Below are 26,831 nucleotides of genomic sequence, written 5' to 3' on the forward strand. Positions count from 1 at the left end.
TGTTTCCCGCATGATGCGGGCACCGGAGGTGGAGAGGAAACCACCTGCGATCCTGCCCGGAAGTTCTGTCAACGCACACAAAGAAGGAACTGGGGAATGAACGACTATACGAAATACCTCGCAAGCCGCGTCACCGCCGGCGGGCTCAGCCGCCGCGAATTCATGGGACGCGCCATGGCGGCCGGCATCACACTCGCCGTTGCCGACAAGCTCTTCACCGAAAGCGCCGAAGCCGCCGAACCGAAGCGGGGCGGCCACCTGAAGCTCGGCCTTGAAGGTGGCGCCGCCACCGATTCCAAGGACCCGGCGAAATTCCTGTCGCAGTTCATGTTCTGCGTCGGCCGCTGCTGGGGCGACATGCTGGTTGAGTCAGACCCGCTGACGGGGGCGGCCGTGCCGGCGCTCGCCGAATCCTGGGAGCCCTCGAAGGATGCCGTCACCTGGACCTTCAAGATCCGCAAGGGAGTCAAGTTCCACGATGGCAAGGAACTGACGATTGACGACGTCGTCGCGACGCTGAAGCGTCATACCGACAAAAAGTCGGAATCCGGCGCGCTCGGTGTCCTCGGTTCGATCAAGGAGATCAAGGCCGACGGCGGCAACCTCGTGCTGACGCTTAGCGAAGGCAATGCCGACATGCCGTTGCTGCTGTCCGACTACCATCTGGTCATCCAGCCCAACGGCGGCGTCGACGATCCGCTGGCCTCGATCGGCACCGGCCCGTACAAGCTGACGAGCTTCGAGCCTGGCGTGCGCGCCACCTTCGAGAAGAACAAGGACGACTGGCGCAGCGACCGGGGTTATGTCGACTCGATCGAAATCATCGGCATGAACGACGCAACCGCCCGCATCGCCGCACTGTCGTCCGGCCAGGTGCATTACATCAACCGCGTCGATCCGAAGACCGTCAACCTGTTGAAACGCGCCCCCAATGTCGAGATCCTCTCGACCGCCGGCCGCGGCCATTACGTCTTCATCATGCATTGCGACAAGGCGCCGTTCGACAACAACGACCTGCGCCTGGCATTGAAATACGCCATGGACCGCGAAACCATGGTGCAGAAGATCCTCGGCGGTTACGGCAAGGTCGGCAACGACTTCCCGATCAACGCCACCTATGCGCTGTTTCCTGAAGGAATCGAGCAGCGCACTTACGACCCCGACAAGGCTGCCTTCCACTACAAAAAATCGGGACATAGCGGCTCGGTCCTCCTGCGCACCTCCGAAGTCGCCTTCCCCGGCGCCGTCGACGCGGCTGTCCTCTATCAGGAAAGCTGCAAGAAGGCCGGGATCGAGATCGAGGTCAAGCGCGAGCCGGGCGACGGCTACTGGACCAACGTCTGGAACGTCCAGCCCTTCTCGACCTCATACTGGGGCGGCCGGCCGACGCAAGATCAGATGTATTCCACCGCCTATCTCTCGACGGCGGACTGGAACGACACCAAGTTCAAGCGTCCTGACTTCGACAAGCTGCTGCTGCAGGCCCGCTCCGAGCTTGATGAAGCCAAGCGCAAGGACATGTACCGCACCATGGCGATGATGGTGCGCGACGAAGGCGGCGTGATCCTGCCGATGTTCAACGACTTCGTGAATGCCTCCACCAAGCAGGTGAAGGGCTATGTCCACGATATCGGCAACGACATGTCGAACGGTTACGTCGCAACCCGCGTCTGGCTGGACGCCTGATGGCAAGGGGCGCATCGCCCCTCCGATCTCCGACGAAGCTGGGACCGTGGGAAGAAAACCCGCGGTCCTCCCGACGTTTTAGCCAAAGGCATTTGCCATGACCAACCCTGCCCCAAGCAATATCCTGCCCGGCCTGAGGCTCCGGCAGCGTTTTCCGTTGCTTACCCTCATCCTCGAGCGCTTCGTGCTCAGCATCGTCCTGCTTTTTGCGGTTTCCATCCTGATCTTCGGTGGGCTCGAAGCCCTGCCTGGCGATTTTGCCACCACCTATCTCGGCCAGTCGGCAACGCCGCAGGCTGTTGCCAATATCCGCCAGGATCTCGGACTGGACCGGCCGGTGACGACACGTTACGTCGAGTGGCTCGGCAATGCCGTCCGGGGTGACTTCGGCACTTCCTGGGCCAGCAAGAATTCGGTGAGCGAACAGATCGGCAAGCGCCTCGGCAATTCGCTCTTTCTGGCAGGTTTCGCGGCGGTGATTTCGGTGCCGCTCGCTGTCGGCCTCGGCATGTTCTCGGTGCATTTCCGCAACCGCATGCCGGATAAGATCATCAACGTGATCTCGCTTGCGGCGATCTCCCTGCCGGAATTCTTCATCGGCTACCTGCTGATCCTCTTCTTCGCCGTGAAGTTGGGCATGGCCACCTTTCCGGCGACCGTCTATGACAGCATGGGCTTCCTCGAACGCCTGAAGGCGATCGCCCTGCCGACGGCGACCTTGGTGCTTGTCGTGCTGGCGCATATGATGCGCATGACCCGGGCTGCCATTCTCTCCGTCATGTCGTCAGCCTATATGGAGACCGCGGAGCTTAAAGGTCTCAGCGCCTTCCGCGCGATCGTCAAGCACGCCGCCCCCAATGCGTTGGCGCCGATCATCAATGTCGTCGCATTGAACCTCGCTTATCTCGTGGTCGGCGTCGTCGTCGTGGAGGTGGTCTTCGTGTATCCCGGCATGGGGCAATATATGGTCGACGCGGTCACCGTGCGCGATATGCCGGTCGTGCAGGCCTGCGGCCTGATCTTCGCGGCCGTCTATATCTTCCTCAACATGATTGCCGATATCCTGGCGATTGTCGCCAATCCAAGGCTGAGGCATCCGCGATGAGAGCAAGAGACATTCCCATCACCGCCTGGATCGGCATGGCGGGCATCGCCATCGCCTTCATCTTCGCGCTCTTCGCGCCCTGGATCGCGCCCTACGGGGAGACCCAGGTCGTCGGCGACGTCTGGCAGCTGCCGGACGACAAATATATCTTCGGGCTCGATAATCTCGGCCGCGACATCCTCTCGCGGCTGATCTATGGCGCGCGCACGACGCTCTTGGTCGCCTCCGCCGCCACCATCATCTCCTTCTCGCTCGGCGTGATCCTGAGCTTCACCGCCGCCGTCTCACGTGGCCTCATCGACACGGTCTTTTCGCGCTTCAACGATCTGATGATGTCGATCCCGACGCTGATCTTCGCGCTGGTCGTGCTGGCGGTGCTGCCGCAAAACCTGGTCGTCCTGATCCTGGTCATGGCGATCCTCGATTCCACCCGCGTCTACCGTCTCGGCCGTGCCGTGGCGCTCGATGTCGCGGTGATGGAATTCGTCGAGGCGGCCAAGCTGCGCGGCGAAGGCAAGCTCTGGATCATCTTCCGCGAGATCCTGCCGAACACGCTGTCGCCGCTGCTGGCCGAGTTCGGACTGCGCTTCGCCTTCTCGATCCTCTTCCTCTCGACGCTGTCCTTCCTCGGCCTCGGCATTCAACCGCCGGCGGCCGATTGGGGCGGCATGGTCAAGGACAATAAGGACGGCATCATCTTCGGCATCTCGGCAGCACTGGTGCCGGGCACGGCGATTGCCGTGCTCGCCATCTGCGTCAACCTCGTCGTCGACTGGCTCCTGAAACGCACATCCAGCCTCAAGGGAGGGCGCGGCGATGCCTGAACTTCTTTCCGTTCGCAATCTCAAGATCGAAGCGACCAGCTATCCGCCCGGTGAAGCGCCCAAGCGGGTAACGATCGTCGACGGTGTGTCCTTCGACCTTGAGAAGGGCAAGGTTCTCGGCCTGATCGGCGAGTCGGGCGCGGGCAAGTCGACGATTGGCCTCTCGGCGCTTGCCTACGGCCGCGGCGGCGCCGAAATCACCGGCGGCGAGGTTCGGCTCGCCGGCACCGATATTCTGGCGCTCGGCAAAAACGGCATCCGGAAAATCCGCGGCGCACGGGTCTGCTATGTCGCGCAATCGGCTGCCGCCGCCTTCAATCCGGCGCATAGGCTCGGCGATCAGGTGATCGAAGCATCCGTCAAGCATGGATTGATGAGCAGGGAGGAGGCGCGCAAACGGGCGCTTTATCTGTTCCGCGTCCTCGGCCTGCCCAATCCTGAGTCCTTCGGGGAGCGCTTCGCCCATCAGGTCTCCGGAGGTCAGCTGCAACGCGCGATGACGGCGATGGCGCTCTGCTCGAATCCTGAACTCATCGTCTTCGACGAGCCGACCACGGCGCTTGACGTCACCACGCAGATCGACGTGCTGGCGGCGATCAAGCATGCGATCGAGGAGACTCGCACGGCGGCCCTCTACATCACCCATGACCTTGCCGTCGTCGCCCAGATTTCGGACGACATCATGGTCCTGCGCCATGGCAAGCAGGTGGAGTATGGCAGTGTTCAGCAGATCATCGAGGCGCCGCGCGAGGACTATACCCGCGCCCTCGTCAATGTCAGGCAGGCCTATCGCGAGGAAGCCGCCGATCAGTCCGCGGCCCTTCTCAAAGTGGAGAATGTCAGCGCCGAATATTCCAACGGCTTCAAGGTACTGCACGGTGTCTCGCTGCATGTGCCAAAGGGGCAGACGCTTGCCGTCGTCGGCGAATCCGGCTCCGGAAAATCAAGCCTGGCACGCGCCATTACCGGCCTCTTGCCGCCGAAGAGCGGACGCATCGTCTTCGGCGGCAAGCCACTGGTGCCCGATCTGAAGCACCGGCAAAACGACGACCTCAGGCGTATCCAGCTGATCTATCAGATGGCCGACACGGCGATGAACCCGAGGCAGACGGTCCGCGACATCATAGGGCGTCCGTTGACCTTCTATTATGGTCTCAGAGGTGCCGAGAAGACGGCCAGAGTGAAGGAACTGCTCGATCAGATCGAGATGGGCAACGGCTTCATCGACCGCTACCCGGCCGAACTCTCCGGCGGCCAGAAGCAGCGGGTGGCGATCGCAAGAGCCCTTGCCGCCAAGCCCGAGCTGATCCTCTGCGACGAGCCGACTTCGGCGCTCGATCCGCTGGTGGCGGAGGGCATCCTCAAGCTGCTGCTGCGTCTGCAACAGGAGGAACAGCTGTCCTACATCTTCATCACCCACGACATCGCGATCGTCCGGGCGATTGCCGACAGCGTGGCGGTGATGCATCGCGGCAAGCTGGTGCGCTTCGGCCCGAAATCGACGGCGCTGTCGCCGCCCTTCGACGACTACACCGACCTGTTGCTGAAATCCGTACCCGAGATGGAGATCGGCTGGCTGGAGCGGGTGCTGACGACGCGGAAGATGGCAAGCGCCGGGAATTGAAGGCTCGAAATCTTCCGGCACTCATCCGGATATGATGGCTTCGTTGATCGGTGTCTTCAATACTCTGCCGGCACCGCATACACTTCCGCGGATGGATCTGCGAGGAACGAGCGCACCGTCGGGGGCAGCTGGCGTGAAGACAGCGGCAGTGGTCCGCAACGCGACAGAAGCTCTCGCAGGTTTGGCTCGGCGCCGACATGCCGCCAGATCATCCGCGACGCATACGGGAGATTTTCCCGTCGCCACGAAATTCCCATTGTCGTCCCGCGCAAATAGACGCGCTGGTACTCATCGAATGGCAGGAGGATCGTCTGTGAAAGTACCGGATTCGGGCCGACGACTCGCTCCGTAATGAAGATCCGGTTTCGATAGAAGGCCGCAAGGCCGACATATTTCGAAAATTGCTGGATGCCGTTTCCAGCGTCCCGCAGACGCTCCATTGATTTGACATGCACAAGCCCACCCTTCTCCACAAAGCGGCTGCACGAACAGACAACCATTCCCGGCCAGGACGGGGAGCGATGATAGGTCTGGAAATAGCCAATATGGCGCCGGAGCGCGGTCAGATCGCCTGGGAACGCCTTTAATAGTTCGGAACTTTGATTGAGGTCTAGAGTCGGTTTGCGAAGCCGCTCCCGAAAGAGCCTGGGAGCGAGACTAAAGTCGGCTGCGTCGAGATCGAAATACTTGGCTATGCGCGCGAGATTATGGGCAGACGGCCTCGTCTGGCCGTTGATATATCGATTGAATTGCTGTCGGTTGATGTCGATCGCGCGGCAAAGATGCGAAATGGAACGCTGCGTGGCACAGGCGATCTTGAGGTTGTCGACTAGGTGAGGCATCGGCGGTTCCGTCTGAATGATAGCAGCGTAAACTCGCTCAAAGCTGCGTCAAGTCGCGAAATTGCGTGAAGCAGCCTGATCTCTACGTTCCCTTCTAATAACGTTGAAAAGGGAACTGAAATGACACGTAAAAAGGATCAATCTTCGCCCCTGAGTATCGGCCGCCGTCACTTCGTTGGCGGTGCCGTCGCGCTGGGTGCTTTGCCAGTCCTCACCTCCGGCCTCTTGATGCCGCGCGATGCCCGCGCGCAGGAAGCGAAGCGCGGTGGTCATCTGAAACTCGGTCTCAAGGGCGGCGCCACCAGTGATGCGCTCGACCCCGCGACCTATAGCGCCTCCGTGTTGTTCGTGATTGGCCGTCTCTGGGGCGACACCCTTGTCGAATCCGACCCTAAGACCGGTACGCCCTTGCCGTCGCTGGCGACTTCCTGGACGCCATCGGCGGACGCATCCGTATGGACTTTCAAAATCAGGAACGACGTGCAGTTTCACGACGGCAGCAAGATGACCGTCGCGGACATCGTCGCGACACTGAAGCGACACGCGGACAAGAATTCGCAGTCGGGCGCTCTGGGGCTCATGGCCTCGATCACCGGTATCGAAGAAAAAGCGGGCGACCTTGTCCTCACACTTTCGCAAGGCAATGCGGACCTGCCTTTGCTTTTGACCGACTATCACCTGATCATCCAACCGAAGGGCGGCCTCGACAAGCCTGCGGCGGCCATCGGTACAGGTCCTTACATTTTGAAAAGCTTCGAACCGGGCGTTCACGCAACCTTCGAGAAAAACCCGAAGGATTGGCGCTCCGACCGCGGCTTTGTCGACAGTGTCGAAATCCTCGTCATCAACGATAACACCGCCCGCGTTGCCGCACTTGCCTCCGGCCAAGTCCATTTCGTCAACAATGTCGACCCCAAGACAGTCCCGATGCTGCAGCGGGCACCGACCGTCGAAATCCTCCGGAATGCAGGCAAGGGCTTCTATTGTTTCCTAATGCATTGCGACACGGCTCCCTTCGACAACACCGATCTTCGGCTTGCGCTGAAATATGCCATCGATCGTCAGGCGATCCTCGACAAGGTTCTGGGCGGCTACGGAGCCATCGGCAACGACTATCCGGTCAATTCCAACTACGCTCTCGCCCCGACCGATATCGAGCAGCGCCCTTATGATCCAGACAAGGCCGCCTTCCACTTCAAGAAAGCGGGTCTCGACCGCTCCATTCAGCTGCTCACGTCAGACGCAGCCTTTCCGGGCGCTGTGGATGCGGCGATCCTGTTCCAGCAAAGCGCGCGCAAGGCGGGCATCACGATCGACGTCAAGCGCGAACCGGAAGACGGCTACTGGACCAATGTCTGGAACAAGCAGCCCTTCTGCGCCTCGTTCTGGGGCGGTCGTCCGACCCAGGATTCGCGCTATTCCACCTCTTACCTGTCGACCGCAGAATGGAACGACACGCGTTTCAAGCGCCCTGACTTCGACAAATTGGTTCTGCAAGCAAGGTCAGAGCTTGATGAGGCCAAGCGCAAGGTGCTTTATCGGCAATTGGCCCTGATGGTGCGGGACGATGGCGGTCTGATCCTGCCCGTCTTCAACGACTACATCATGGCCTCTTCGAAAATGCTGAAGGGATATGTCGACGATATCGGCAACGATATGTCCAACGGCTACATCGGTAGCCGCGTGTGGCTGAATGCCTAAAGCTCTTCTGGATATATGACCATGTCAGACCGCAGCTTCACAACCATCGAAAATCAGTGGATCACCTTGAAGGATCGGACGCGGCTGGCGGCACGCATCTGGATGCCGGACGGCGCTGAGCAGAATCCCGTTCCTGCCGTGTTCGAATTCCTGCCCTACCGCAAGCGGGACGGGACCAGCCCCAGGGACGAGTCGACCTATCCGGTGTTCGCCGCCGCCGGCATTGCCGGCGTGCGCGTCGATATCCGCGGATCGGGCGAATCCGACGGCGTCATCGACGGCGAATATACCGAGCGGGAGCTTGCCGATGCCTGCGAGCTGATCGCCTGGATCGCAGCGCAGCCATGGTCGAACGGCTCGGTCGGCATGATGGGCATCTCCTGGGGCGGCTTCAACAGCCTGCAGGTCGCCGCATTGCGGCCGCCGGCGCTCAAAGCCGTCATCTCGATCGCCTCGACCGTCGACCGCTATAATGACGATATCCATTATAAGAACGGCTGCCATCTTTCCGCCCAGCTCTCATGGGCGGCGACGATGCTTGGCTACCAGTCACGCCCGCCCGATCCGGCACTTGTCGGCGAGCGCTGGAAGGAGATGTGGCTGGAGCGCCTGGCAGGCGAACCCTTTTTCATGGAGGAGTGGCTGGCCCATCAGCGGCGCGATGATTTCTGGCGTCACGGCTCGATCTCGGAGGACTTTTCGAGCGTCGAGATCCCGACGCTCGTGATTGCCGGTTGGGCGGATGGCTATCGCAATACGCCGTTGATGGCGGTCGAGGGGCTGGGCGAGAAGGCGAAGGCGCTGATCGGTCCCTGGGTGCACAAATATCCGCACTTCGCCTGGCCGAAACCGCGCGCCGATTTCCATGGCGAAGCGATCGCCTGGTGGAACAAATGGCTGCGTGGCGAGGACAATGGCATCGACAGACTGCCGCAGGCCCGCGCCTATATTCTCGATGCCGTCCGCCCGGCGCCGCGGCGCGACAGCGATTCCGGATTCTGGATCGCGCGGGATGTCTGGACGCCGCCGCACATGCAATGTTTCTACGTCGAGCAATTCGGCAGGCTGACCGAAGGCATGCCGATCCCGCATGCGCCCGAGCATCCCGTCTATGTCAGGTCTCCTCTCGATACCGGCACGGCATCGGGTGAATATTTCACGCTGAAGCCCGACGCCGAAATGGCGGTCGATCAACGCTCGGACGATGCCGGCTCGCTGGTCTTCGATACCATGCCGCTTGCCGATGATTGCGACTATCTCGGTCGGCCGGTGCTGACACTGCGGCTGCGGTCCCGGGCGGCGCATGCGAACCTCTGCGCCCGGCTGATCGACGTCCATCCCGACGGCACCGCCATGCGGGTCGCCTTCGGCGTCGTCAATCTCACCCACCGCGACGGCAATGCCGATCCGAAGCCGCTGATCCCGGGCGAAATGGTGTCGATCCGACTGGTGCTCGATGCCTGCGGCTATCGTTTTCGCAAGGGGCATCGCATCCGCCTTTCGCTGTCCACCGCCTATTGGCCGATGATCCTGCCGCCGCCTGAGAACGAAGGGATCGACATCGATATCGCCGCGCTCGGTCTGGGGCTGCCGATGCTCGGCGATCATCGCAGGATTGAAATCGCCGAACCGGCCAACCCCGATCCCCTGCCGAAATATATCGAGCATGCGGCTGCCGCGACGAAACGGCAGATCGTCCGGGATCTCTCGGCCAATCGGACGGACTATCGCATCCACGAGGAGACCGGGCTTTACGAACATCCGAAGACGGGCCTGTCGACCCGGCAATTGCGCGAGGAAGTCTGGTCGATTTCGCCGGATGATCCGCTGTCGATGACCGGTGTGTCGACCTGGACCTGCGACATGCACCGTCCCGGCTGGTTCGTGCGGACCGTGGCAACGGCGCGGATTGCCTGTACCGCAACCGATTGGATCATCAGCGCCGTCGTCACTGCGTTCGAGGACGACGTGCAGATCTTCGAAAAGATCGTCGCGGAAAAGAAGGTTGCGCGCGAACTGATGTGATCGTCAAAGCATCGCGAAATGCTTGACAGCCTCGCAGACAGCGCGGAAGCCGTCGCGCGCGCCATCGCTCATATGGCGGGCGCGCAGCCAGGCATGCACCATCTGCGGCTCCTCCCGGAACCAGACTTCGATGCCCTCCGCGGTCAGCCGGGCGGCATAGTGCCGGCCGTCATCGCGAAGCGGATCGAAATGCGCGACGGTGATGAAGGCCGGCGGCAGTCCGACGAGCGAAGCTGCCTGCAGCGGCTCGGCGATTTCACTTCCTTCAGGTGCCCGCAGGATCTCGCGAAAATAGGCGACATCGGCCGTCGTCAGGCCGGGTGCGGCGGTCATTTCCACATAAGACCCCGCATTGAGGTGGCCGCCGAGGCTAGGGTAGATCAGCACCTGGCCGACGACGCCCGATAGCTCCTCATTGCGCGCCCGCAAGGCAAGGCCCGCTGCAAGATTGCCGCCGGCGCTGTCACCGATCAGCACGACTTTGTTGCTGGCGGCAAGCAGATGTTTGAGCACGGCGAAGCCGTCATCCGTCTGCGCCGGCCAGCGATATTCAGGGGCCAGCCGGTAATCGACGGAAACGAGTTCGGCGCCGGCAAAATCAGCGATCTCGGCGCAGATGGCGTGATGGCTCTCAAGCGAACCGACAACGAAGCCGCCGCCATGGATATAAAGCAGAACAGTCCGGGTGATGATTTTCCGCGGACGGTAGCGCCGGATCGGTATGCGCTGAACCATGCCGTCCGCAAAGATCATATCCGGGGGCAGCGGGCGGTCGAAGCGCGCACAAAGAGCATCGTACCAAAGCCGCTGCTGCTCGACCGGCGCTTCGACGGCGTCTGCGGGATAGAAGCTATCGCAAATCTGGAGAAACTGCAGAATGCCCTTTTCGGTGGGGACAGGCGATGGAGCGGACATTGAGGGTCCTTTCGATTTTGGACATGCGGATCATGCCCTTGGCCGACTCTGCGTGCATCATGCCCCTTTGCGGCGGAGGCAATCTGTCTGGCCGCGACCCATGTATGTCGCGATGCTTTCTTATTTTGATCTCGCATTTCCAGGGCTTTGCCGCTTTTTCCAAAAAGATCCGATAAAATTTCGGCGACGACCCAAGGAAAGCCCTCGGAGAAACGTCTCAATCCTGAAATAGCATCTTGCTTGATAGCTTGGGGGTAGGTGCGCATTGGATGCGGAGCTCATAGAACGAGCACAGCGCGGCGACAGGGAGGCCTTCGGGCAGCTGGTCTCGCGCCATTATGATTTCGTCCGCGCGACGGCGTGGCGATGGTCGGGCAATTCCACCGATGCGGACGATATCGCCCAGGAGGTCTGCGTCAAAATCGGCGCCGCCATCCGCGGCTTTCGCGGCGCCAGCCGCTTCAGGACATGGCTTTATACGCTGACGCTGAACGCCGCTCGCGATCACAGACGCAAACGCGCACGAGAGGAGCAGACGTTCCGCGCCTATGCGGCCGAACCGCAGGCGGATGCGCCGGGCGGAGACGACAACGAGATATCGAGCGCATTGTGGGCGGCCGTGCGGGCTTTGCCGGAACGACAATGCGACGCCGTGCTGCTCGTCTATGGCGAAGGCCTCAGCCATTCGGCCGCCGCCGATGTCATGGGCTGCTCGGAGGCGACCGTCTCCTGGCAGGTCCACGAGGCGCGCAAGCGGCTGAAGGCCATGTTCGGCAAGGAAGAGGTATGATGGACAAGGAACTCGAAAAACTCTCCCGCCTCACCCCGCCCGCCATCGATCCGCAGGCGCGGGCGCGCGCCCTTGCGGCGGCGATGCAGGCCTTCGACAGCGCAGAAAATAATGCAGCGGCAGCCCAAGGAAATGCCAGAGGCTGGCGTCCAAGCTCCATCATCAACTGGATATGGAGCCCTGCTGTGAATAAGAAATTCCTCGCCGGTTCAGCCCTTGCGACGCTGCTCGTCATTCCCGCCGCCGGTTATCTCACCCTCGAGCTGACCCGCAATCAGCCGATTATCGACCAGGAGAAGATCGCCGGCACTGTTTCGAAAAATGGGGTGGCGAAACCGGCCGAACCCAAGCTTTCCGAAGCGCCGGCCGAAGAGAATCGGCCGGCTCAATCGTCGGCGGCTGATAGCGCTCAAATCCTGCAGGACAAGGAGCCTCAAGCGGCAAAGTCCGCCGCGGAGTTGCGCGCTGAATTCGATGCAGGCGAAATCGCCGCTCTCAAGAGCAAGTCGGAGGATTCCGCGGCGGCTCTTGGCATGGCCAAACGTGCTGCGCCGGCCGCTCCTGGTGTGGTTGCTCAGGGCCAGCTGTTGGCTGAACCGATGGCCGTTGCCCCCTCGCCTGTTCCGCCAGCAGATGGGCGTATGCAGATTCAGCTCGATCCCAGCCGCGAACGCTTTGCCAATGCCGCGGCTAATCCGATCAAGAGTGTCGCGACGGATCCGGTTTCGACCTTCTCCGCCGATGTCGACAGCGCTTCCTATTCCTTTGTCCGCCGGTCGCTCACCGGCGGGGCGATGCCGGATCCGCAATCGGTTCGCGTCGAAGAGATGATCAATTATTTCCCCTATGACTGGCCGGGTCCCGAGAAGGCCGATCAGCCTTTCAAGGCGACCGTGACGGTGATGCCGACCCCGTGGAACCACGACACGGAACTGATGCACGTGGCGATCAAGGGTTATGACATCGCGCCGACGACCGCGCCGCACGCCAATCTCGTCTTTCTGATCGACGTCTCGGGCTCGATGGACGAACCGGACAAGCTGCCGCTGCTGAAGAGCGCCTTCCGGCTGCTGGTCAACAGGCTGAAGGCCGACGACACCGTGTCGATCGTCACCTATGCCGGCAACGCCGGCACGGTGCTCGAGCCGACGCGGGTGGCAGAGAAACCGAAGATCCTGTCGGCGATCGACAGGCTGGAGGCTGGAGGCTCGACCGGCGGCGCGGAGGGCATCGAGGCGGCCTACGATCTTGCCAAAAAGGCTTTCGTCCAGGACGGCGTCAACCGGGTGATGCTGGCGACGGACGGCGACTTCAATGTCGGCCCGTCGAGCGACGAGGATCTGAAACGCATCATCGAGGAGAAACGCAAGGACGGCATCTTCCTGACCGTTCTCGGCTTCGGCCGCGGCAATCTCAACGATTCCCTGATGCAGACGCTCGCCCAGAACGGCAATGGCAGCGCCGCCTATATCGACACCCTGGCGGAGGCGCAGAAGACCTTGGTCGAAGAAGCCGGATCGACGCTGTTTCCGATCGCCAAGGACGTCAAGTTCCAGGTCGAGTTCAACCCGGAACGGATCGCCGAATACCGGCTGATCGGTTATGAGACGCGCGCCCTCAAACGCGAGGACTTCAACAATGACCGCGTCGATGCCGGCGATATCGGCTCCGGCCACAGCGTCACGGCGATCTACGAGATCACGCCCAAGGGAAGCCCCGCGGTCATGAATGATGACCTGCGTTACGGCCTACCTAGCAAGGCGCCGGCCGAGGCATCGGGCAGCGCGCATCAGGGCGAGTTCGCCTTCGTCAAGATGCGCTACAAGCGGCCGGGCGAAGACAAGAGCGCCCTGATCACCACGCCGGTCGGTGACGGCAACGCGGTCGCCACCATCGACGCCGCGCCTGAGGACGTTCGCTTCTCGGTGGCCGTCGCCGCCTTCGGCCAGAAATTGAGCCGCACCAGCGCCCTCGATGCCTATTCCTATCAAGCGATCGCCGATCTCGCTGCGGCATCGCGGGGGGCGGATCCCTTCGGCTACAGATCGGATTTCCTCGGTCTCATCAGGTTGGCTGACGGACTCAGTCAGCAATAGGGAAGAAGCGCCCGTGCGTTGGTGAAAGGCAGGCCGCCTGAAAAGGCGGCCTCAGGCTTGCGGGCAACCACCGCAAAACCCGCGACGTCATCCTCAGCCTTGTGCCCGAGGATCTACGCTGGTCCAATTAAGTCGCTGAAAATAAAAGTTTTCCCGTCAAGCAATTATTGTGATCACATGCTCGGCACAAGGCTGGCATAAGGCCGAGCATGACGGAGGAGAGTTTGTCGACAAACCGAGACCGCCTGAGAGGGGCTCAGCGATTATCCCAGTCTTGAGCCGTTGGCGGTGAGATAAACAGCGTAGAGGGATGTCGTTGCGGTCATGAAGAGGCGGTTCAGTTTGTCACCGCCGAAAGCGACATTGGAGACGATCTCGGGAATATGGATCTTGCCGATCAGTGTGCCATCTGGATCATAGCAGTGCACACCGTCGCCGGCGCTCGTCCAGATCCTTCCCTCCCGATCGACGCGAAAACCATCGAAAAAGCCCGCGGTGCATTCGGCAAAAATGCCGAGATCGCTCAGCTTGCCGGCATCGGACACGGCGAGCTTTCTGATATGGCGCGGACCGCCGGACAGGTGCGATGCCCCGGTATCGGCGACATAAAGCACCGTTTCGTCGGGGGAGAACGCCAACCCGTTCGGCTTGACGAAATCCGAAGTCATCTGGTGGGTTGCGCCTGTTGCCGGGTCGTGCCGGTAGACGTGGCAACCGCCGATTTCCTCCTCGCCGTAGTCGCCCTCGTAGTCGTGGAGAATGCCGTAGCTCGGGTCGGTGAACCAGACGGTGCCGTCGGACTTCACGGTGACGTCGTTGGGTGAATTGAGCCGTTTGCCCGCGATCCGATCCGCCAGCACGCTGATCCCGCCGTCGAAATCGGTGCGCGTGACACGGCGCGCCAGATGCTCGCAAGTGATCAGCCGTCCTTGATTGTCGACCGTGTTACCGTTGGAGTTGTTGCTGGGTGAGCGGAAGACCGACGTCTGCCCGCTGGTATCATCATAGCGCATCATGCGATTGTTGGGGATATCCGAGAAGACCAGGTAGCGCCCGGCGGCAAACCAGGCCGGTCCCTCCAGCCAGCGGCCGCCCGTCCAAAGCCGCTCGACGCGGGCATGGCCGACGAAGCAGCTTTCAAAGCGCGGGTCGAGAACCTCGAACCCCGTACCCTCGATTTCCCCGAACATGATGCCTCCTCGTCTCAAATTGTTATCGATACCATTCTGCCCTGCTTCACGACCTTCGTATAGAGATCGATGAACTGTGGAACGCAACTTTCCAGTAATAATATTGATTGTGCGATGATAGCGATAACTTTATCGTATCCCCAGTTGCCAACTCGGAAGCTGTTTTAAGGGCGGAGACCAGTGAAAAACGAGGATGAGCCAAAAGACAAGCGCCTCAAGGGAGGAGACGCCCAAAAGCTGACGATGGCTGAGGTCGCCAAATATGTCGGCGTATCGGCCATGACCGTTTCGCGCGCCTTTCGCCAGGATGCGAGCGTTTCCGAAGACACGCGCAAGCGCATCATGGAAGCGGTCGATGCGCTCGGCTACGTGCTCGACCTATCCGCCGGCAGCCTTTCCTCGCGGCGCAGCGGCTTCATCGCGGCGCTGGTGCCCTCTATCAACAATTCGAATTTCTCCGACACCGCGCGCGGCATCACCGACGCGCTGGAGAATACCGGCCTTCAGCTTCTGCTCGGTTATACCGACTATGCCGCTGAGAAAGAGGAAAAGCTGATCGAGGCGATGCTGCGCCGGCGTCCCGAGGGCATCATCCTGACGGGCGGCTCGCATACCGACCGGGCGCGGCGCATGCTTGATAAGGCCGGCATTCCCGTGGTCGAAACCTGGGAAATTCCGGAGGAGCCGATCAATCATGTCGTCGGCTTTTCCAACAGCGAGGCGATGTCGCTGCTGGTGCGGACACTTGCCAGTCAGGGCTATCGCAGGTTCGGTTATATCGGCGGAACGACGGCGCGCGATACACGCGGCAGCCAGCGGCGCAGCGGTTTCCTGAAGACTGTCGAAGAACTGGGCCTGGGACCGGGCCGGGCGATTTCCTTCGGCGTGCCGCCGATCACCATGGAACAGGGCGGCCAGGCAATCGTCAGTCTGTTGGAGCGCTGGCCGGACACGGAAGTCGTTCTCTGCGTTTCCGACCTGTCCGCCTTCGGCGCGATCATGGAGTGCAAGCGCAGGGGGATGCGTGTGCCTGAAGATATCGCCATTGCCGGTTTCGGCGATTACGAGATCTCGTCGATCTGTCATCCCAGCATCACCACGATCAATGTCGACTGTTACGGCATCGGCCGCCAGGCCGCCGTCCGCCTGCTGGACGCCCTGCAGGCGGGCAGTGAGACGACCGGCGACGAGATCACGTTGACCAGCTACAGGGTCGTCCTGCGCGAAAGCACGGATCGCGGCGTCCGATAGCCGAGACCTTGTCAGAAGGCGATCTGCACTTTCATCGACTTGCTGCGGTCGCTCGCCAGTTCGAAGGCGGCGATAGCCTCTTCAATGGCAAAAACACCTGTGAGCAGCGGCTTCAGGTCGACGCGGCGCGCGTTGATCAGTTCGACAGCGAGCGCAAATTCCTCGTGAAAGCGGAATGTTCCGCGCATCTCGATTTCCTTGGCGACGATCATGTTCTGCGGGATGGAGACATCGCCGCCAAGGCCGAGCTGCACGAGGACGGCACGGGGCTTCAGCGCCTCCAGACCGGCGCGGACCGCCCGTTCATTGCCCGACGCCTCGAACATGACGTCGAAATATCCCTTGTCGGCGCCGTAGGCGGCAAGGTCGGCGGCATGCGTGGCAACATTGATCGTTCGATCCGCGCCGCTGGTGCGGGCAATCGCCAGAACGCTGTCGGTCACATCGGTCGCGACGATTTCGCGGGCGCCGAGAACCCGCGCCGCAACGATCGCCAGCATGCCGATCGGGCCGCAGCCGGTGACGAGCACGCGTTTGCCCAGCAGCGATCCGGCGCGGCTGGCCGCATGCAGCGTCACGGCAAAGGGTTCGGCGAAGGCCGCCTCGTGAATGGAGATGCCGTCGGCAACCTTGTGGCATTGCCAGCGCTCCGCCACCAGCCGCTGGCGAAAGCCGCCTTGAATATGTGGCGTCGGCATGGCGCTGCCATAAAACCGCATGTTGAGGCAGTGGTTCTGCTGTCCCTTCAGGCAATATTGGCAATGATTGCACGGCCGGCTCGGGGACACCGCAACGCGGTCGCCGACGGCAAGGTCGCTCACGCCGGCGCCCAGCGCCTTGACCGTGCCGGCGATCTCGTGGCCGAGGATCATCGGCTCGCGCAGACGCACCGTGCCGAAGCCGCCATGATTGTAATAATGCAGGTCGGAGCCGCAAATGCCGCCGGCTTCGATGGCGATCTCCACCTGCCCCTCTCCCGCAACCTCCGGCTCGCGCTCCTCGATCCTGAGATCCTTGGCGGCATGAATGACGATGGCTTTCATAGCGAAACCCTCACACGACGGGAGTTGGAAGCGGGTTGCCGGCAAAATGCGCGGCGAGATTGTCTCTGACTAGCTGGCCCATGGCCTTACGGGTCTCGACGGTACCGGAGCCATGATGGGGCTGCAACACCACGTTTGGCAGCGTCAGGAAACGCGCATCGATCTTCGGTTCGTTGAGGAACACGTCGAGGCCGGCTGCCTGGATGGTGCTGTTCTGCAGGGCCGCGATCAGCGCCTCTTCATCGACGGTCGTCCCGCGCGAAACATTGATCAGCATGCCGTTGGGACCGAGCGCTTTGAGCACCTCGGCATTGATGATCTTCATCGTCGCCTGCCCGCCGGGGACGATGACAATCAGGAAATCGGCCCAATCGGCAAGCGCCACTAGGTTCGGCTGGTAGGCATAAGGAACATCCGTGTGCTCGTTGCGGGCAAAATAGGCGATGTCGCAGCCGAAAGCGGCAGCCCGCCTGGCGATCGCCTTGCCGATCCGGCCCATGCCGGCGAGTCCGACTTTCTTGCCGGCGACGCGCGTTACCAGCGGCATGGCGACATTGCCCCACTGGCCGGCGCGGACGAAAAGGTCGGCCTGCGGAATCTGCCGCGCCGTGGCAAGCAGCAGTCCGATAGCGATATCGGCGACATCCTCGGTCAGCACGTCAGGGGTGTTGGTGACGCGAATGCCGTTGGCGCGGGCATAGGAGAGATCGATGGCATCGGTGCCGACGCCGTAACAGGAGACGATCTCCAGCTTCGGCAATTGCTGCATCAGCTCGGCGGAGGCGCCGAGTTCGCCACGCGTCGCAATGGCGCGAACATCCTTGCCGACCCTTGCGATCAGCTCCTGCCGGTCTGTCGCTTCCCATAGGCGGTGAACGCGATACTTCGCCTCCAGATCGACCATGTCCCATTCCGGATAGGCTCCGGTCATCAAGATCTCTACCTCAGGCATTCCGTCTCCGCCGCATTTTGACAGTTGATTATGTTATCGATAACATATAATCCGGACAAGCGATGTCAAGTGAGTTTCACCTGAAGTGGCGGTATAAGCCGTCATTCGCAGCGACACCGGAGGAGTTATTTGCATGAAGAACCTGTTTGATCTAACCGGGCAGCTTGCCCTGATCACCGGCTCCAGCCAGGGGATCGGTTATGCGCTGGCCGAGGGCCTGGCGCAGCATGGCGCCGCGGTGGTCATCAACGGCCGGACGCCCGAAAGCGTTAAACGCGCTGTCGAGAGCCTCAAGGCGCAGGGACTGACTGCCCATGCGGCCATCTTCGATGTGACCAGCAAGGACGCCGCCAAAGCCGGTATCGACGCGATCGAGGCCGATATCGGCCCGCTCGACATCCTGATCAACAATGCCGGCATGCAGTTTCGCACGCCGTTGGAAGATTTCCCGGCGGACAAATGGGAGCTGCTGCTGACCACCAATATTTCGAGCGTATTTTACGTCGGCCAGGCGGCTGCCAAAGCCATGATCGCCCGCGGCCACGGCAAGATCATCAACATCGCCTCGGTGCAGAGCGAACTGGCCCGCCCGGGCATCGCCCCCTATACCGCGACAAAGGGCGCGGTGCGCAACCTGACGCGCGGCATGTGCGCCGACTGGGCCAAACATGGCCTGCAGATCAATGCGATCGCGCCCGGTTATTTCAAGACGCCGCTCAACCAGGCGCTCGTCGACAATCCCGAATTCTCCTCCTGGCTGGAGAAACGGACGCCGGCCGGACGCTGGGGCAATGTCGAGGAACTGGTGGGGGCCGCCGTCTTCCTCTCGGGCCGCGGCTCGTCCTTCATCAACGGCCACACGCTTTATGTCGATGGCGGCATCACCACCTGCCTCTGACAGGGACGCGACGATGGAGCTCGGGAAAGAAGTGCTGCCTCTGGCCGTCGTGGTCATGGGCGTCAGCGGCTGCGGCAAATCCTCGGTTGGAGCGGGCGTCGCCGCGCGAAATGGCATGCGGTTTGTGGAAGGCGATCAGCTCCACCCGGCTCGCAATGTCGAGAAGATGGCGAAGGGCATACCGCTCACCGACGACGACCGCCTGCCTTGGCTCGACCGGATCGGGGCGGAAATAAAGACCGCGCAAGACGCATCGCAGGGATTGGTGATTTCGTGTTCGGCGCTGAAAAGAAGCTATCGGGACAGGCTGCGGCAGGCGGCTGGCGGACGGCTGGCCTTCGTATTCCTCGAAGGATCCCGCGATCTGCTGCTGTCGCGGATGCAGGCCCGTCAGGGCCACTTCATGCCGGCGTCGCTGCTCGACAGCCAGCTGCAGACGCTGGAGCCGCCGACCGGTGAAGCCGGCGTTGTGACGGTGGCGATCGACATGGCTTTGGATGATATGGTGGCGCTGGCCTGTGAGGGGCTGAAAAGCGCGGCCATCAAGGGAGGGTTTCATGCAGGATGATTATCGAGCAGACGTCGCCGTCATCGGCGCCGGCATCATGGGAACGGCGATCGTCACGCGACTGATCGAAACCGGCCACAAAGTCTCCGTCTTCGATCTCGATGCCGAAAAGGTCGCGGCATTGACGGGCAAAGGCGCTCACGCGGCGAGTTCCGTGGCGAGTGCCATCTCGGCGTCGCAATTCTGCATTCTCAGCCTCAATCACGCCAGCATCGTGCGCGCCGTCGTCTTCGGCCAAAAGGGGATTGCGGCGGCGGCGAGTGCCGACAAGCTGCTGATCGACATGTCCTCCATCGACCCTGCCGAGACCGCCGACATGGCGAAGCGGCTGCGTGGGGAAACGGGAATGGCATGGGTGGATTGCCCGCTGTCGGGCGGCGTGCCTGGCGCGCTCGGCGGAAAGCTGACGATCATGGCCGGCGGCAGCGCCGAGGATTTCGAGCGGGCGCGTGTAGTGATGCGGCATCTTGCCGCCAATTATACCCTGATGGGCGCCTCCGGCGCTGGGCAGACCACCAAGCTGATCAATCAGTTGTTCTGCGCCGTGCTGTTCCAGGCGGTGGCGGAAGCCGTCAAGCTCGCCGAAGCCGGCGGCGTCGACCCCGCAGCCATTCCGGCAGCCCTTGCCGGCGGCAGGGCGGATAGCCGGATATTGCAGGAATACATGGCAAAATTTGCTGCCCGGGATTTCTCGCCGACCGGCCGGATCGACAATATGCTGAAGGACCTGGATTCGCTTCAGGCCTTTGCGCTGAAGTCCAAGACGCCGCTGCCGATGACGGGTGCGGTGGTGGAGATTCATCGCCTGCTGTGCGCCGCCGGTCTTGGGCCGAAGGACTCGGCCGAGATGATGCGCCTTCTCGACGGATTTCGTCCCGGCTGATTTCATCTCGCGGGGTTGGGGATCGTCATTTTCCGCTTGACTATCGATGAATGTTATCGATAACATATTTCTGTAAGAACTGCAGCTTTGGGAGGAGCCACAGTGGAAGCCAAGAGACTGCTGGAGTTCCAATCGATCACCAAGAGCTTCGGCGGCACGCAGGCGCTGCGTGACGTATCGATCGATCTGCGCGAGGGCGAGATCCTGGCGCTGCTGGGCGAAAACGGCGCCGGCAAATCGACGCTGATCAAGACGCTTGCCGGCATCTACAAGCCGGATCACGGCGACATCCTTTTTCGCGGCCAGAGCTACCATCATCGCCCGCCGAAACCGAACGAGCGCCAGCCGGTCGCCTTCATCCATCAGGATCTCGGTCTGATCGAGTGGATGACGGTCGGCGAGAATATGGGCTTGTCGCAGGGTTTCTCGATGCGAAGCGGTCTCATCGATTGGAACAGGACGCAGGCGCGGGCCAAGGAAGCGCTGAAGCTCGTCGGCTGCGACTTCGATCCGACGACGCGGGTCTCGGCCCTGTCGCGCACCGAAAAATCGCTTGTCGCCATTGCCCGCGCGCTTGCCGTCGAAGCCGATGTTCTGGTGCTCGACGAGCCGACGGCGAGCCTGCCCGCCGACGAAGTCGATCGGCTGTTCAACGCCATCCGTCCCCTGAAGGAGCGCGGCGTCGGCATGATCTATGTCTCCCACCGGCTCGACGAGATTTTCCGCATCGCCGATCGCGTCGCCGTGCTGCGCGACGGATGCATGGTCGGGCAGAAGCCGGTCAGCGAGACCACCCCCGACGAACTGGTGACGATGATCATCGGCCGCAGCAGTGACAGCCTCTTTTCCAAAGCCGAGATCAAACCCGGCAAGGCAATCGTCGAGGTTCGCGACCTCGTTTGCACCGGCACGAGCCCGATCTCCTTCGATATAAGAGAGGGTGAGCTGCTCGGGCTGGTTGGATTGCGCGGCGCCGGCCAGGAAAGAATCGGCCGGGCGCTGTTCGGCTGCGAGCCCTTCAACGGCTCGGTTCTGCTGCGTGGCGAGGCGCCGGATCTTTCCAGCCCGCGGCAGGCGATGGCCTCGGGTATCGGTCTGATTGCCCGTGACCGGACGGAGGAATCCGTCGCGCTGTCGCTGTCCATTCGGGAAAATACCTATCTCAATCCGGGCGCCGTCGGCCGCGGGATTTTCTCCTTCCTGTCGCCGCGTGGGGAAGCCGATCTTGCCCATGCGATCGGCCATTCCGTCGGCCTCAGGCCGAACGATCCGGATCTGCCGGTGGAGGCGCTGTCGGGCGGCAACCAGCAGAAGGTGGTCGTCGGCCGCTGGCTGGCGACCGGCCGCAAGCTGCTGGTCGCGGAAGACCCGACCGCGGGCGTCGACATCGGCGCGCGTGCGGAAATCTACCGCCTGATCACCCAGGCGCTGGAAGCCGGTCTCGCGGTCGTCGTGGTCTCGACCGACTTCGAGGAAATCGCCCATATCTGCCACCGCGCGCTGGTTTTCTCGCGCGGCAAAATCGTCAGCGAACTGAGTGGAAGCGCTCTGACCACAGAGGCGGTCATCACCGCCGCCTCGGCGTCGGAAGCGGCTTGAGCCATCGGGAGAACAGCCATGCAATCCATTGAATCCACCGCGCTGGAGCCGACCAAGAGCGAGATGGCCGGCCTGTCCACCGGCCAGAAGATCGGCCGCCTGATCCCGGTTTACGGGCTCGTCATCCTGACCGCCGGCCTGATCGTGCTCTTTTCGATCCTTCTGCCGGATACGTTTCCGACGGTGCTGAACGTCCGCTCGATCGTCTCCGACAAGGCGATCATCGCGCTTCTGTCGCTGGCCGCGATGATCCCGATGGCATCGGGCCGCATCGACCTGACCGTCGGCTACGGCATCGTGCTCTGGCACATTCTCGCCATCAGCCTGCAGACGGTCTACGGCCTGCCCTGGCCGATTGCCGTTCTCATCGTTCTCGCGCTCGGCGTCCTCACCGGCTTCATCAACGGCCTGCTGGTCGAGGTCGCCAAGATCGACAGCTTCATCGCGACGCTCGGTACCGGAACGGTCCTCTATGCACTTGCCCTTTGGCACACCGGCGGGCGGCAGGTGGTCGGCGTGCTGCCGGACGGCTTTTACGCGTTGAACGGCACTATGTTGTTCGGTCTGCCTATCACCGGCTTCTACGTGTTGCTGATCGCGATCTGCATGTGGATCGTGCTCGAATACCTGCCGATCGGCCGTTATCTCTACGCCATCGGCGCCAATCCCAAGGCCGCCGCCCTCAACGGCATTCCCGTCCGCAAATTCGTGATCGGCGCCTTCGTCACATCGGGCCTGTTGGCTGCTCTGACCGGGGTTCTTCTCGCCTCGAAGCTGCGCATCGGCCAGGCGAGCGTCGGCCTCGAATATCTGCTGCCGGCGCTTGTCGGCGCATTCCTGGGATCGACGACGATCAAGCCGGGCCGGGTGAACGTCTGGGGCACGCTGATCGGCGTTATCATCCTGGCGGTCGGGATATCTGGAATTCAGCAATTCGGCGGGTCGTTCTTCGTCGAACCGCTGTTCAACGGCGTGACCCTGCTGATTGCCATCGGCATTGCAGGCTACGCCCAGCGCAAGCGCGGAGCTGTGAGGAGGATCACACCCGCATCCAAATGAGGATGCCGGCTCACCCGGCATTTCAGAACAAACAAAATGGAGGAGTGAACATGAAGCGCAGGACTTTATTGCAGGCAACGGTCGCAACCGTCGCCCTTATGCTGAGCGTGCCGGCCATGGCGGATTCGATGGCTGACGCCAAGGCAGTGGTCGACAAATATGCGTCCAAAGTGAGCGCCTGGGATGGCCCGACGAGCGGCCCGAAGGGTGCGAGCGGCAAGAACATCGTCATTCTTGCTGCCGATATGAAGAACGGCGGCATTCTCGGCGTCGTCAACGGCGTTCAGGAAGCGGCAGGCGCTTTGGGCTGGACGGTGAAGGCGCTTGACGGCGCCGGCTCGATCGGCGGACGGACGGCGGCCTTCGGCCAGGCCATGGCGTTGAAGCCCGATGGCATCATCATCAACGGCTTCGACGCCGTCGAGCAGAAGCCGGCGATGGAGGCGGCCAAGGCGGCCGGCATTCCGATGGTGTCCTGGCACGCCGCTTCGGCCGTCGGCCCGGTTCCTGAGGTCGGCGTTTTCGCCAATGTGACCACCGACGCGATGGAAGTGTCGAAGTCCGCAGCCGATTGGGCCTTCGCCGATGCCGGCGGCAAGCCGGGAGTCATCATCTTCACCGACTCGACCTATGCGATCGCGATTGCCAAGGCCGACCGGATGAAGAAGGAGATCGAAGATCTCGGCGGCACGGTGCTCGAATATGTCGACACGCCGATCGCCGAAACCTCGCAGCGCATGCCGCAGCTGACCACCTCGCTGCTGCAGAAGTACGGTGCGAAGTGGACGCATTCGCTGGCGATCAACGACCTCTATTACGATTTCATGGGCCCGTCGCTCGCCTCGGCCGGCATTGCCGGCGACGGAAAGCCGGTGAATGTCGCGGCCGGCGATGGCTCGGAGAGCGCCTATCAGCGGATCCGCGCCAAGCAGTATCAGGCCGTCACCGTCGCCGAGCCGCTCAACCTGCAGGGCTGGCAGCTCGTCGACGAGCTGAACCGCGCCTTTGCCGGCGCCCCGTGGTCGGGCTATGTGTCGCCGCTGCATGTGGTGACCAGCGCGAACGTCGAGTTCGACGGCGGACCGAAGAACAGCTTCGATCCCGATAACGGCTATCGCGATCAATACAAGAAAATCTGGGGCAAATAAGCCTATCAAGCAGGGTGTATCGACCGGTACGCCCTGACCTCCCACATCACATCAATACCGATCCAGCTCCGGCGAGTTTTGGAAGAGAGAACCTATGATCATTCGTTATGCTTTGTTTGAGGGCGAAATCCATCCCGGTCGGGAAGAGGAATTTCGCGACTTCGTGCGACAGCGGCTCGTTCCGCTCTGGACGCAATTTCCGGGGGCGGAGGAAATCCGGGTGCTGGACGGCATGGAGCGCGACGAGGGTGCCCCTGTTTATGCAATGGCCCTGGCTATTCGCTATCCTCACATGGAGGCCGTGAACGCAGCACTTCTCTCCGACGTCCGGTTCCAGAGCCGCGAGGTTACCGGCGAGCTTCTGCAGCTTTTCACCGGCAAGGTGCATCATCACGTCTTCTCGGCCAACGAATACTCGCCGGCCATTGCCTGACATCCGGCGGAGTAACGGGTGAGCGTCAACCGTTACGCCGGCGTCGCCATGCAGCGGTTACGGCCGGCATTCTTGGCGGCGTAAAGATTTGCATCCGCGATATGCAGCGCGGCCTCCAGCCTGTTGGTCAAGGACCAATCCGCCAGGCCGATGGAGCAGGTGACTTCGAGCCTCGGATCTATCTCAGACCAGTCATGGTCCTGCACTCGCAGGCGCAGCCGCTCGGCATCGGCAAAGGCTTCGCCGGCTGTCGTGCCGGGGAGGAGGAGCAGGAATTCCTCGCCGCCCATGCGGATCGCCAGACTGCCTGCCGGCCCGATGCCGCCCAGCAGTCCGGCAACCTGCCGCAGGACGATATCGCCGACCGCATGAGACAAGATGTCGTTGATGCGTTTGAAGTGGTCGATGTCGAACAGCAGCAATGCTGCATGGGTGACGCCGGATTCGACCCAATTCCTGCATCTAAGCTGCAGTTCACGCCGATTGCCGAGGCCAGTCAGCGGGTCGGTGCGCGAGGCTAGCACCGCCTCGCGCTGTTCGGCGGCAAGCCGTAGATTTTCCTCGAGCAGGCGCTCACGCTCCAGCCGGGCGCTGTCTTCCTTGCGGCGCATCGTCTCCAGGTCGAGTGCAAGCTTCATCGTATAGGCGCGCGCCGAGGCAAGCCGCCGGTAATCCTCGATCACCATCTCATGATAGATCTTGTGATAGTCGAAGGCTGCCTTCCAATCGCCGGCCATTTCGGCAATCCGGAAGCGCATGTCGAAATGGCGCAGTTTCATGCGGGGCGTGGCCAGAGCGGCTTCCATCGCCTCGATGGCTGCAAGCAGCGACACGGCTTCGGCGGAAGCGCCCTGCCCGGCCAGAAGATAGGCGTACCAGTAGGAGGTTTCCGCCAGCAGCACCTCGTCCTCGGCGACGCGGCAGGCGGCGATGGCGGCAATATAATGGGCGGCAGCCGCGGCGTCTTCGCTGCACGTCCATGCCAGGAGCCCGAGATAGCAATGGCACTCGGCAATCTCATAGGGCAGGTTTTCCGCCTGGGCGTCGGTCAGAATGGACCGCAGCTGGGCTTCCGTCCGCGACAGCAGGATGGTGTCGAGCTCCCGTCCTGCCAGACGATGCTCGCCGAGTGCGCGCGCCGCCATGCGGCCGGCGATCGAGCGGGCGATCAGCACCGAGCCTTTTGCCAGACAGCTGGTCTCCGCATAATCCAGACTTTCGGCCGCGGCCTCCGCCGCGCGGTCGAAATCCTTCGTATCGAACAATGCCACCGCATAGGCCGTGCGCGCCCGCCAGTTGGCGAGCGGATCCGTGCAGGACTTGGTGCGCTTCTGGCAATCGGTCAGCAGGGCGAAGCCGGTTTCCAGATCGCCGAGCGCCACCAGAAGGCCGCCATGGATCGACTGCAGGGAAATGACCGCGGCCTGGTCCTGGCAATAGCGCAGCCAGGTTTCGGCGCGGATGCAGATCTTCAGGCCTTCCGCCAAACTCTCCTTGTTGAAATGGATAAGTGCCAGCCGATGCGAGGCGCGCAAGGCTCCGGCAACATCGCCTGCCTCAAGCGCGGCCTCATAGGCGGCCTCGCCTGCCCCGAGCGCTTCGCCGGTGCGGCATTCCCAGTCCAGACGCACGGCACTATCCAGCAGCACCTGCCAGTGCGCTGCCAGGTTCTCATCCTGCCTTGACTCGGAAGACGCCTGTCGTGCCACCTCTGCTCCATTTTTTCCGGCGCATGGTCCATGAGAACTTCTAAAACTTCTCAAAGAGTTTCGCTTAACAAGCCACGAACATCGGCTCGCGCTTCCGCAGATCATGATTCGGGTACCGCTCCCGCGAACATTGAGCGGTCTTTTTTGCAACAGGTGATATGCTTCGTTTCATCACGGCAACTCCACATGTTCTTCACTGTGGAGAAAATCAGACATTTTGCGCGGAAATACAGTCGAAATATACAAAAAGCGCACCAGAACGATGCCCTCTCGGCGTCGTTTACATTCTCTAAAATATATAACTTTATTTTTAAGCTATCGGAGCGACGTTCCCAGGGATCGTCAACCACGCCATGACGGCGGGCCGGGGATCCGAATCTCGTATGAAATCGACATGTCACGACGCAGGCGCTCACGCCTTTGATGCGCTGGCTGCGCTCAGGCGACAACGTGCGGCGCGCGGGGTGCCTTATCGGGTGCTCGGGACAAC

The 26,831-nt window shown here is 61.9% G+C and carries 22 protein-coding genes; 16 read left to right on the forward strand and 6 right to left on the reverse strand.

Annotated elements, in window-relative coordinates; genetic code table 11:
- Positions 1 to 96: 96 nt before the first annotated feature.
- From AMC88_RS22825 to AMC88_RS22840, 4 genes are all read left to right on the forward strand, one after another.
- Positions 97 to 1,686, forward strand: coding sequence for an ABC transporter substrate-binding protein (locus AMC88_RS22825; protein WP_064826023.1), 1,590 nt, complete (start codon positions 97 to 99; stop codon positions 1,684 to 1,686).
- Positions 1,687 to 1,783: 97 nt separating this feature from the next.
- Positions 1,784 to 2,791 carry an ABC transporter permease gene (locus AMC88_RS22830; protein WP_064806986.1) on the forward strand — a complete coding sequence of 336 codons (1,008 nt, stop codon included), beginning with the start codon at positions 1,784 to 1,786 and terminating at the stop codon, positions 2,789 to 2,791.
- Positions 2,788 to 3,615, forward strand: a complete 828-nt coding sequence (locus tag AMC88_RS22835) for an ABC transporter permease (RefSeq protein WP_064806988.1) — start codon at positions 2,788 to 2,790, stop codon at positions 3,613 to 3,615. The genes AMC88_RS22830 and AMC88_RS22835 overlap by 4 nt, the downstream gene beginning before the upstream one ends.
- On the forward strand, positions 3,608 to 5,239 hold the full coding sequence (locus AMC88_RS22840; RefSeq protein WP_064826024.1) for an ABC transporter ATP-binding protein: 1,632 nt from the start codon (positions 3,608 to 3,610) through the stop codon (positions 5,237 to 5,239). Before AMC88_RS22835 ends, AMC88_RS22840 begins: the two co-directional genes overlap by 8 nt.
- 56 nt (positions 5,240 to 5,295) lie before the next feature.
- Here the strand turns inward: AMC88_RS22840 and AMC88_RS22845 are convergent, their stop codons facing one another.
- Positions 5,296 to 6,081 (reverse strand): helix-turn-helix domain-containing protein, encoded by a 786-nt coding sequence (locus tag AMC88_RS22845; RefSeq protein WP_064826025.1) that lies wholly within the window; start codon positions 6,079 to 6,081, stop codon positions 5,296 to 5,298.
- Between the two features lie 120 nt (positions 6,082 to 6,201).
- Between AMC88_RS22845 and AMC88_RS22850 the strand changes: the two genes are divergently transcribed.
- A complete protein-coding gene (locus AMC88_RS22850) occupies positions 6,202 to 7,782 on the forward strand; it encodes an ABC transporter substrate-binding protein (RefSeq protein ID WP_064826026.1) in 1,581 nt (526 codons plus the stop codon).
- A gap of 21 nt (positions 7,783 to 7,803) precedes the next feature.
- Positions 7,804 to 9,807 carry a CocE/NonD family hydrolase gene (locus tag AMC88_RS22855; protein ID WP_064826027.1) on the forward strand — a complete coding sequence of 668 codons (2,004 nt, stop codon included), beginning with the start codon at positions 7,804 to 7,806 and terminating at the stop codon, positions 9,805 to 9,807.
- A 3-nt stretch (positions 9,808 to 9,810) separates the two neighbouring features.
- On the opposite strand, the gene AMC88_RS22860 is transcribed toward AMC88_RS22855, so the two are convergent.
- A complete protein-coding gene (locus AMC88_RS22860) occupies positions 9,811 to 10,722 on the reverse strand; it encodes an alpha/beta hydrolase (RefSeq protein ID WP_064826028.1) in 912 nt (303 codons plus the stop codon).
- A gap of 265 nt (positions 10,723 to 10,987) precedes the next feature.
- On the opposite strand from AMC88_RS22860, the gene AMC88_RS22865 reads away from it, so the two are divergent.
- On the forward strand, positions 10,988 to 11,512 hold the full coding sequence (locus AMC88_RS22865) for an RNA polymerase sigma factor (RefSeq protein WP_037146583.1): 525 nt from the start codon (positions 10,988 to 10,990) through the stop codon (positions 11,510 to 11,512).
- Positions 11,509 to 13,608: a vWA domain-containing protein gene (locus AMC88_RS22870; RefSeq protein ID WP_064826029.1), complete on the forward strand. Its 2,100-nt coding sequence runs from the start codon at positions 11,509 to 11,511 to the stop codon at positions 13,606 to 13,608. Before AMC88_RS22865 ends, AMC88_RS22870 begins: the two co-directional genes overlap by 4 nt.
- A 263-nt stretch (positions 13,609 to 13,871) precedes the next feature.
- Here the strand turns inward: AMC88_RS22870 and AMC88_RS22875 are convergent, their stop codons facing one another.
- On the reverse strand, positions 13,872 to 14,798 hold the full coding sequence (locus AMC88_RS22875) for an SMP-30/gluconolactonase/LRE family protein (RefSeq protein WP_064826030.1): 927 nt from the start codon (positions 14,796 to 14,798) through the stop codon (positions 13,872 to 13,874).
- 180 nt (positions 14,799 to 14,978) lie between these two features.
- Between AMC88_RS22875 and AMC88_RS22880 the strand changes: the two genes are divergently transcribed.
- Positions 14,979 to 16,049, forward strand: coding sequence for a LacI family DNA-binding transcriptional regulator (locus tag AMC88_RS22880; protein WP_064823362.1), 1,071 nt, complete (start codon positions 14,979 to 14,981; stop codon positions 16,047 to 16,049).
- 11 nt (positions 16,050 to 16,060) lie between these two features.
- Here the strand turns inward: AMC88_RS22880 and AMC88_RS22885 are convergent, their stop codons facing one another.
- Both AMC88_RS22885 and AMC88_RS22890 read right to left on the reverse strand, forming a co-directional pair.
- Positions 16,061 to 17,092 (reverse strand): L-idonate 5-dehydrogenase, encoded by a 1,032-nt coding sequence (locus tag AMC88_RS22885; protein WP_064826031.1) that lies wholly within the window; start codon positions 17,090 to 17,092, stop codon positions 16,061 to 16,063.
- 10 nt (positions 17,093 to 17,102) lie between these two features.
- Positions 17,103 to 18,044 (reverse strand): 2-hydroxyacid dehydrogenase, encoded by a 942-nt coding sequence (locus AMC88_RS22890; RefSeq protein WP_064826032.1) that lies wholly within the window; start codon positions 18,042 to 18,044, stop codon positions 17,103 to 17,105.
- Between the two features lie 133 nt (positions 18,045 to 18,177).
- Between AMC88_RS22890 and AMC88_RS22895 the strand changes: the two genes are divergently transcribed.
- From AMC88_RS22895 to AMC88_RS22925, 7 genes are all read left to right on the forward strand, one after another.
- Positions 18,178 to 18,942 carry an SDR family oxidoreductase gene (locus AMC88_RS22895; protein WP_064826033.1) on the forward strand — a complete coding sequence of 255 codons (765 nt, stop codon included), beginning with the start codon at positions 18,178 to 18,180 and terminating at the stop codon, positions 18,940 to 18,942.
- A 13-nt stretch (positions 18,943 to 18,955) separates the two neighbouring features.
- Positions 18,956 to 19,510 carry a gluconokinase gene (locus AMC88_RS22900; RefSeq protein ID WP_064826034.1) on the forward strand — a complete coding sequence of 185 codons (555 nt, stop codon included), beginning with the start codon at positions 18,956 to 18,958 and terminating at the stop codon, positions 19,508 to 19,510.
- Positions 19,500 to 20,393, forward strand: a complete 894-nt coding sequence (locus AMC88_RS22905; RefSeq protein ID WP_064826035.1) for an NAD(P)-dependent oxidoreductase — start codon at positions 19,500 to 19,502, stop codon at positions 20,391 to 20,393. Before AMC88_RS22900 ends, AMC88_RS22905 begins: the two co-directional genes overlap by 11 nt.
- Before the next feature lie 102 nt (positions 20,394 to 20,495).
- Positions 20,496 to 21,992 (forward strand): sugar ABC transporter ATP-binding protein, encoded by a 1,497-nt coding sequence (locus AMC88_RS22910; RefSeq protein ID WP_064826036.1) that lies wholly within the window; start codon positions 20,496 to 20,498, stop codon positions 21,990 to 21,992.
- Positions 21,993 to 22,010: 18 nt separating this feature from the next.
- A complete protein-coding gene (locus AMC88_RS22915) occupies positions 22,011 to 23,051 on the forward strand; it encodes an ABC transporter permease (RefSeq protein WP_064819674.1) in 1,041 nt (346 codons plus the stop codon).
- A gap of 50 nt (positions 23,052 to 23,101) precedes the next feature.
- Positions 23,102 to 24,199, forward strand: a complete 1,098-nt coding sequence (locus tag AMC88_RS22920; protein WP_029532119.1) for an ABC transporter substrate-binding protein — start codon at positions 23,102 to 23,104, stop codon at positions 24,197 to 24,199.
- 94 nt (positions 24,200 to 24,293) lie between these two features.
- A complete protein-coding gene (locus tag AMC88_RS22925; protein ID WP_016737038.1) occupies positions 24,294 to 24,632 on the forward strand; it encodes a hypothetical protein in 339 nt (112 codons plus the stop codon).
- 32 nt (positions 24,633 to 24,664) lie between these two features.
- Here AMC88_RS22925 and AMC88_RS22930 read toward each other — a convergent pair whose 3' ends face one another.
- A complete protein-coding gene (locus AMC88_RS22930; RefSeq protein WP_237353179.1) occupies positions 24,665 to 26,263 on the reverse strand; it encodes a GGDEF domain-containing protein in 1,599 nt (532 codons plus the stop codon).
- Between the last annotated feature and the right edge of the window lie 568 nt (positions 26,264 to 26,831).

Source organism: Rhizobium phaseoli (genome assembly GCF_001664385.1).
GTDB classification, from domain to species: domain Bacteria; phylum Pseudomonadota; class Alphaproteobacteria; order Rhizobiales; family Rhizobiaceae; genus Rhizobium; species Rhizobium phaseoli.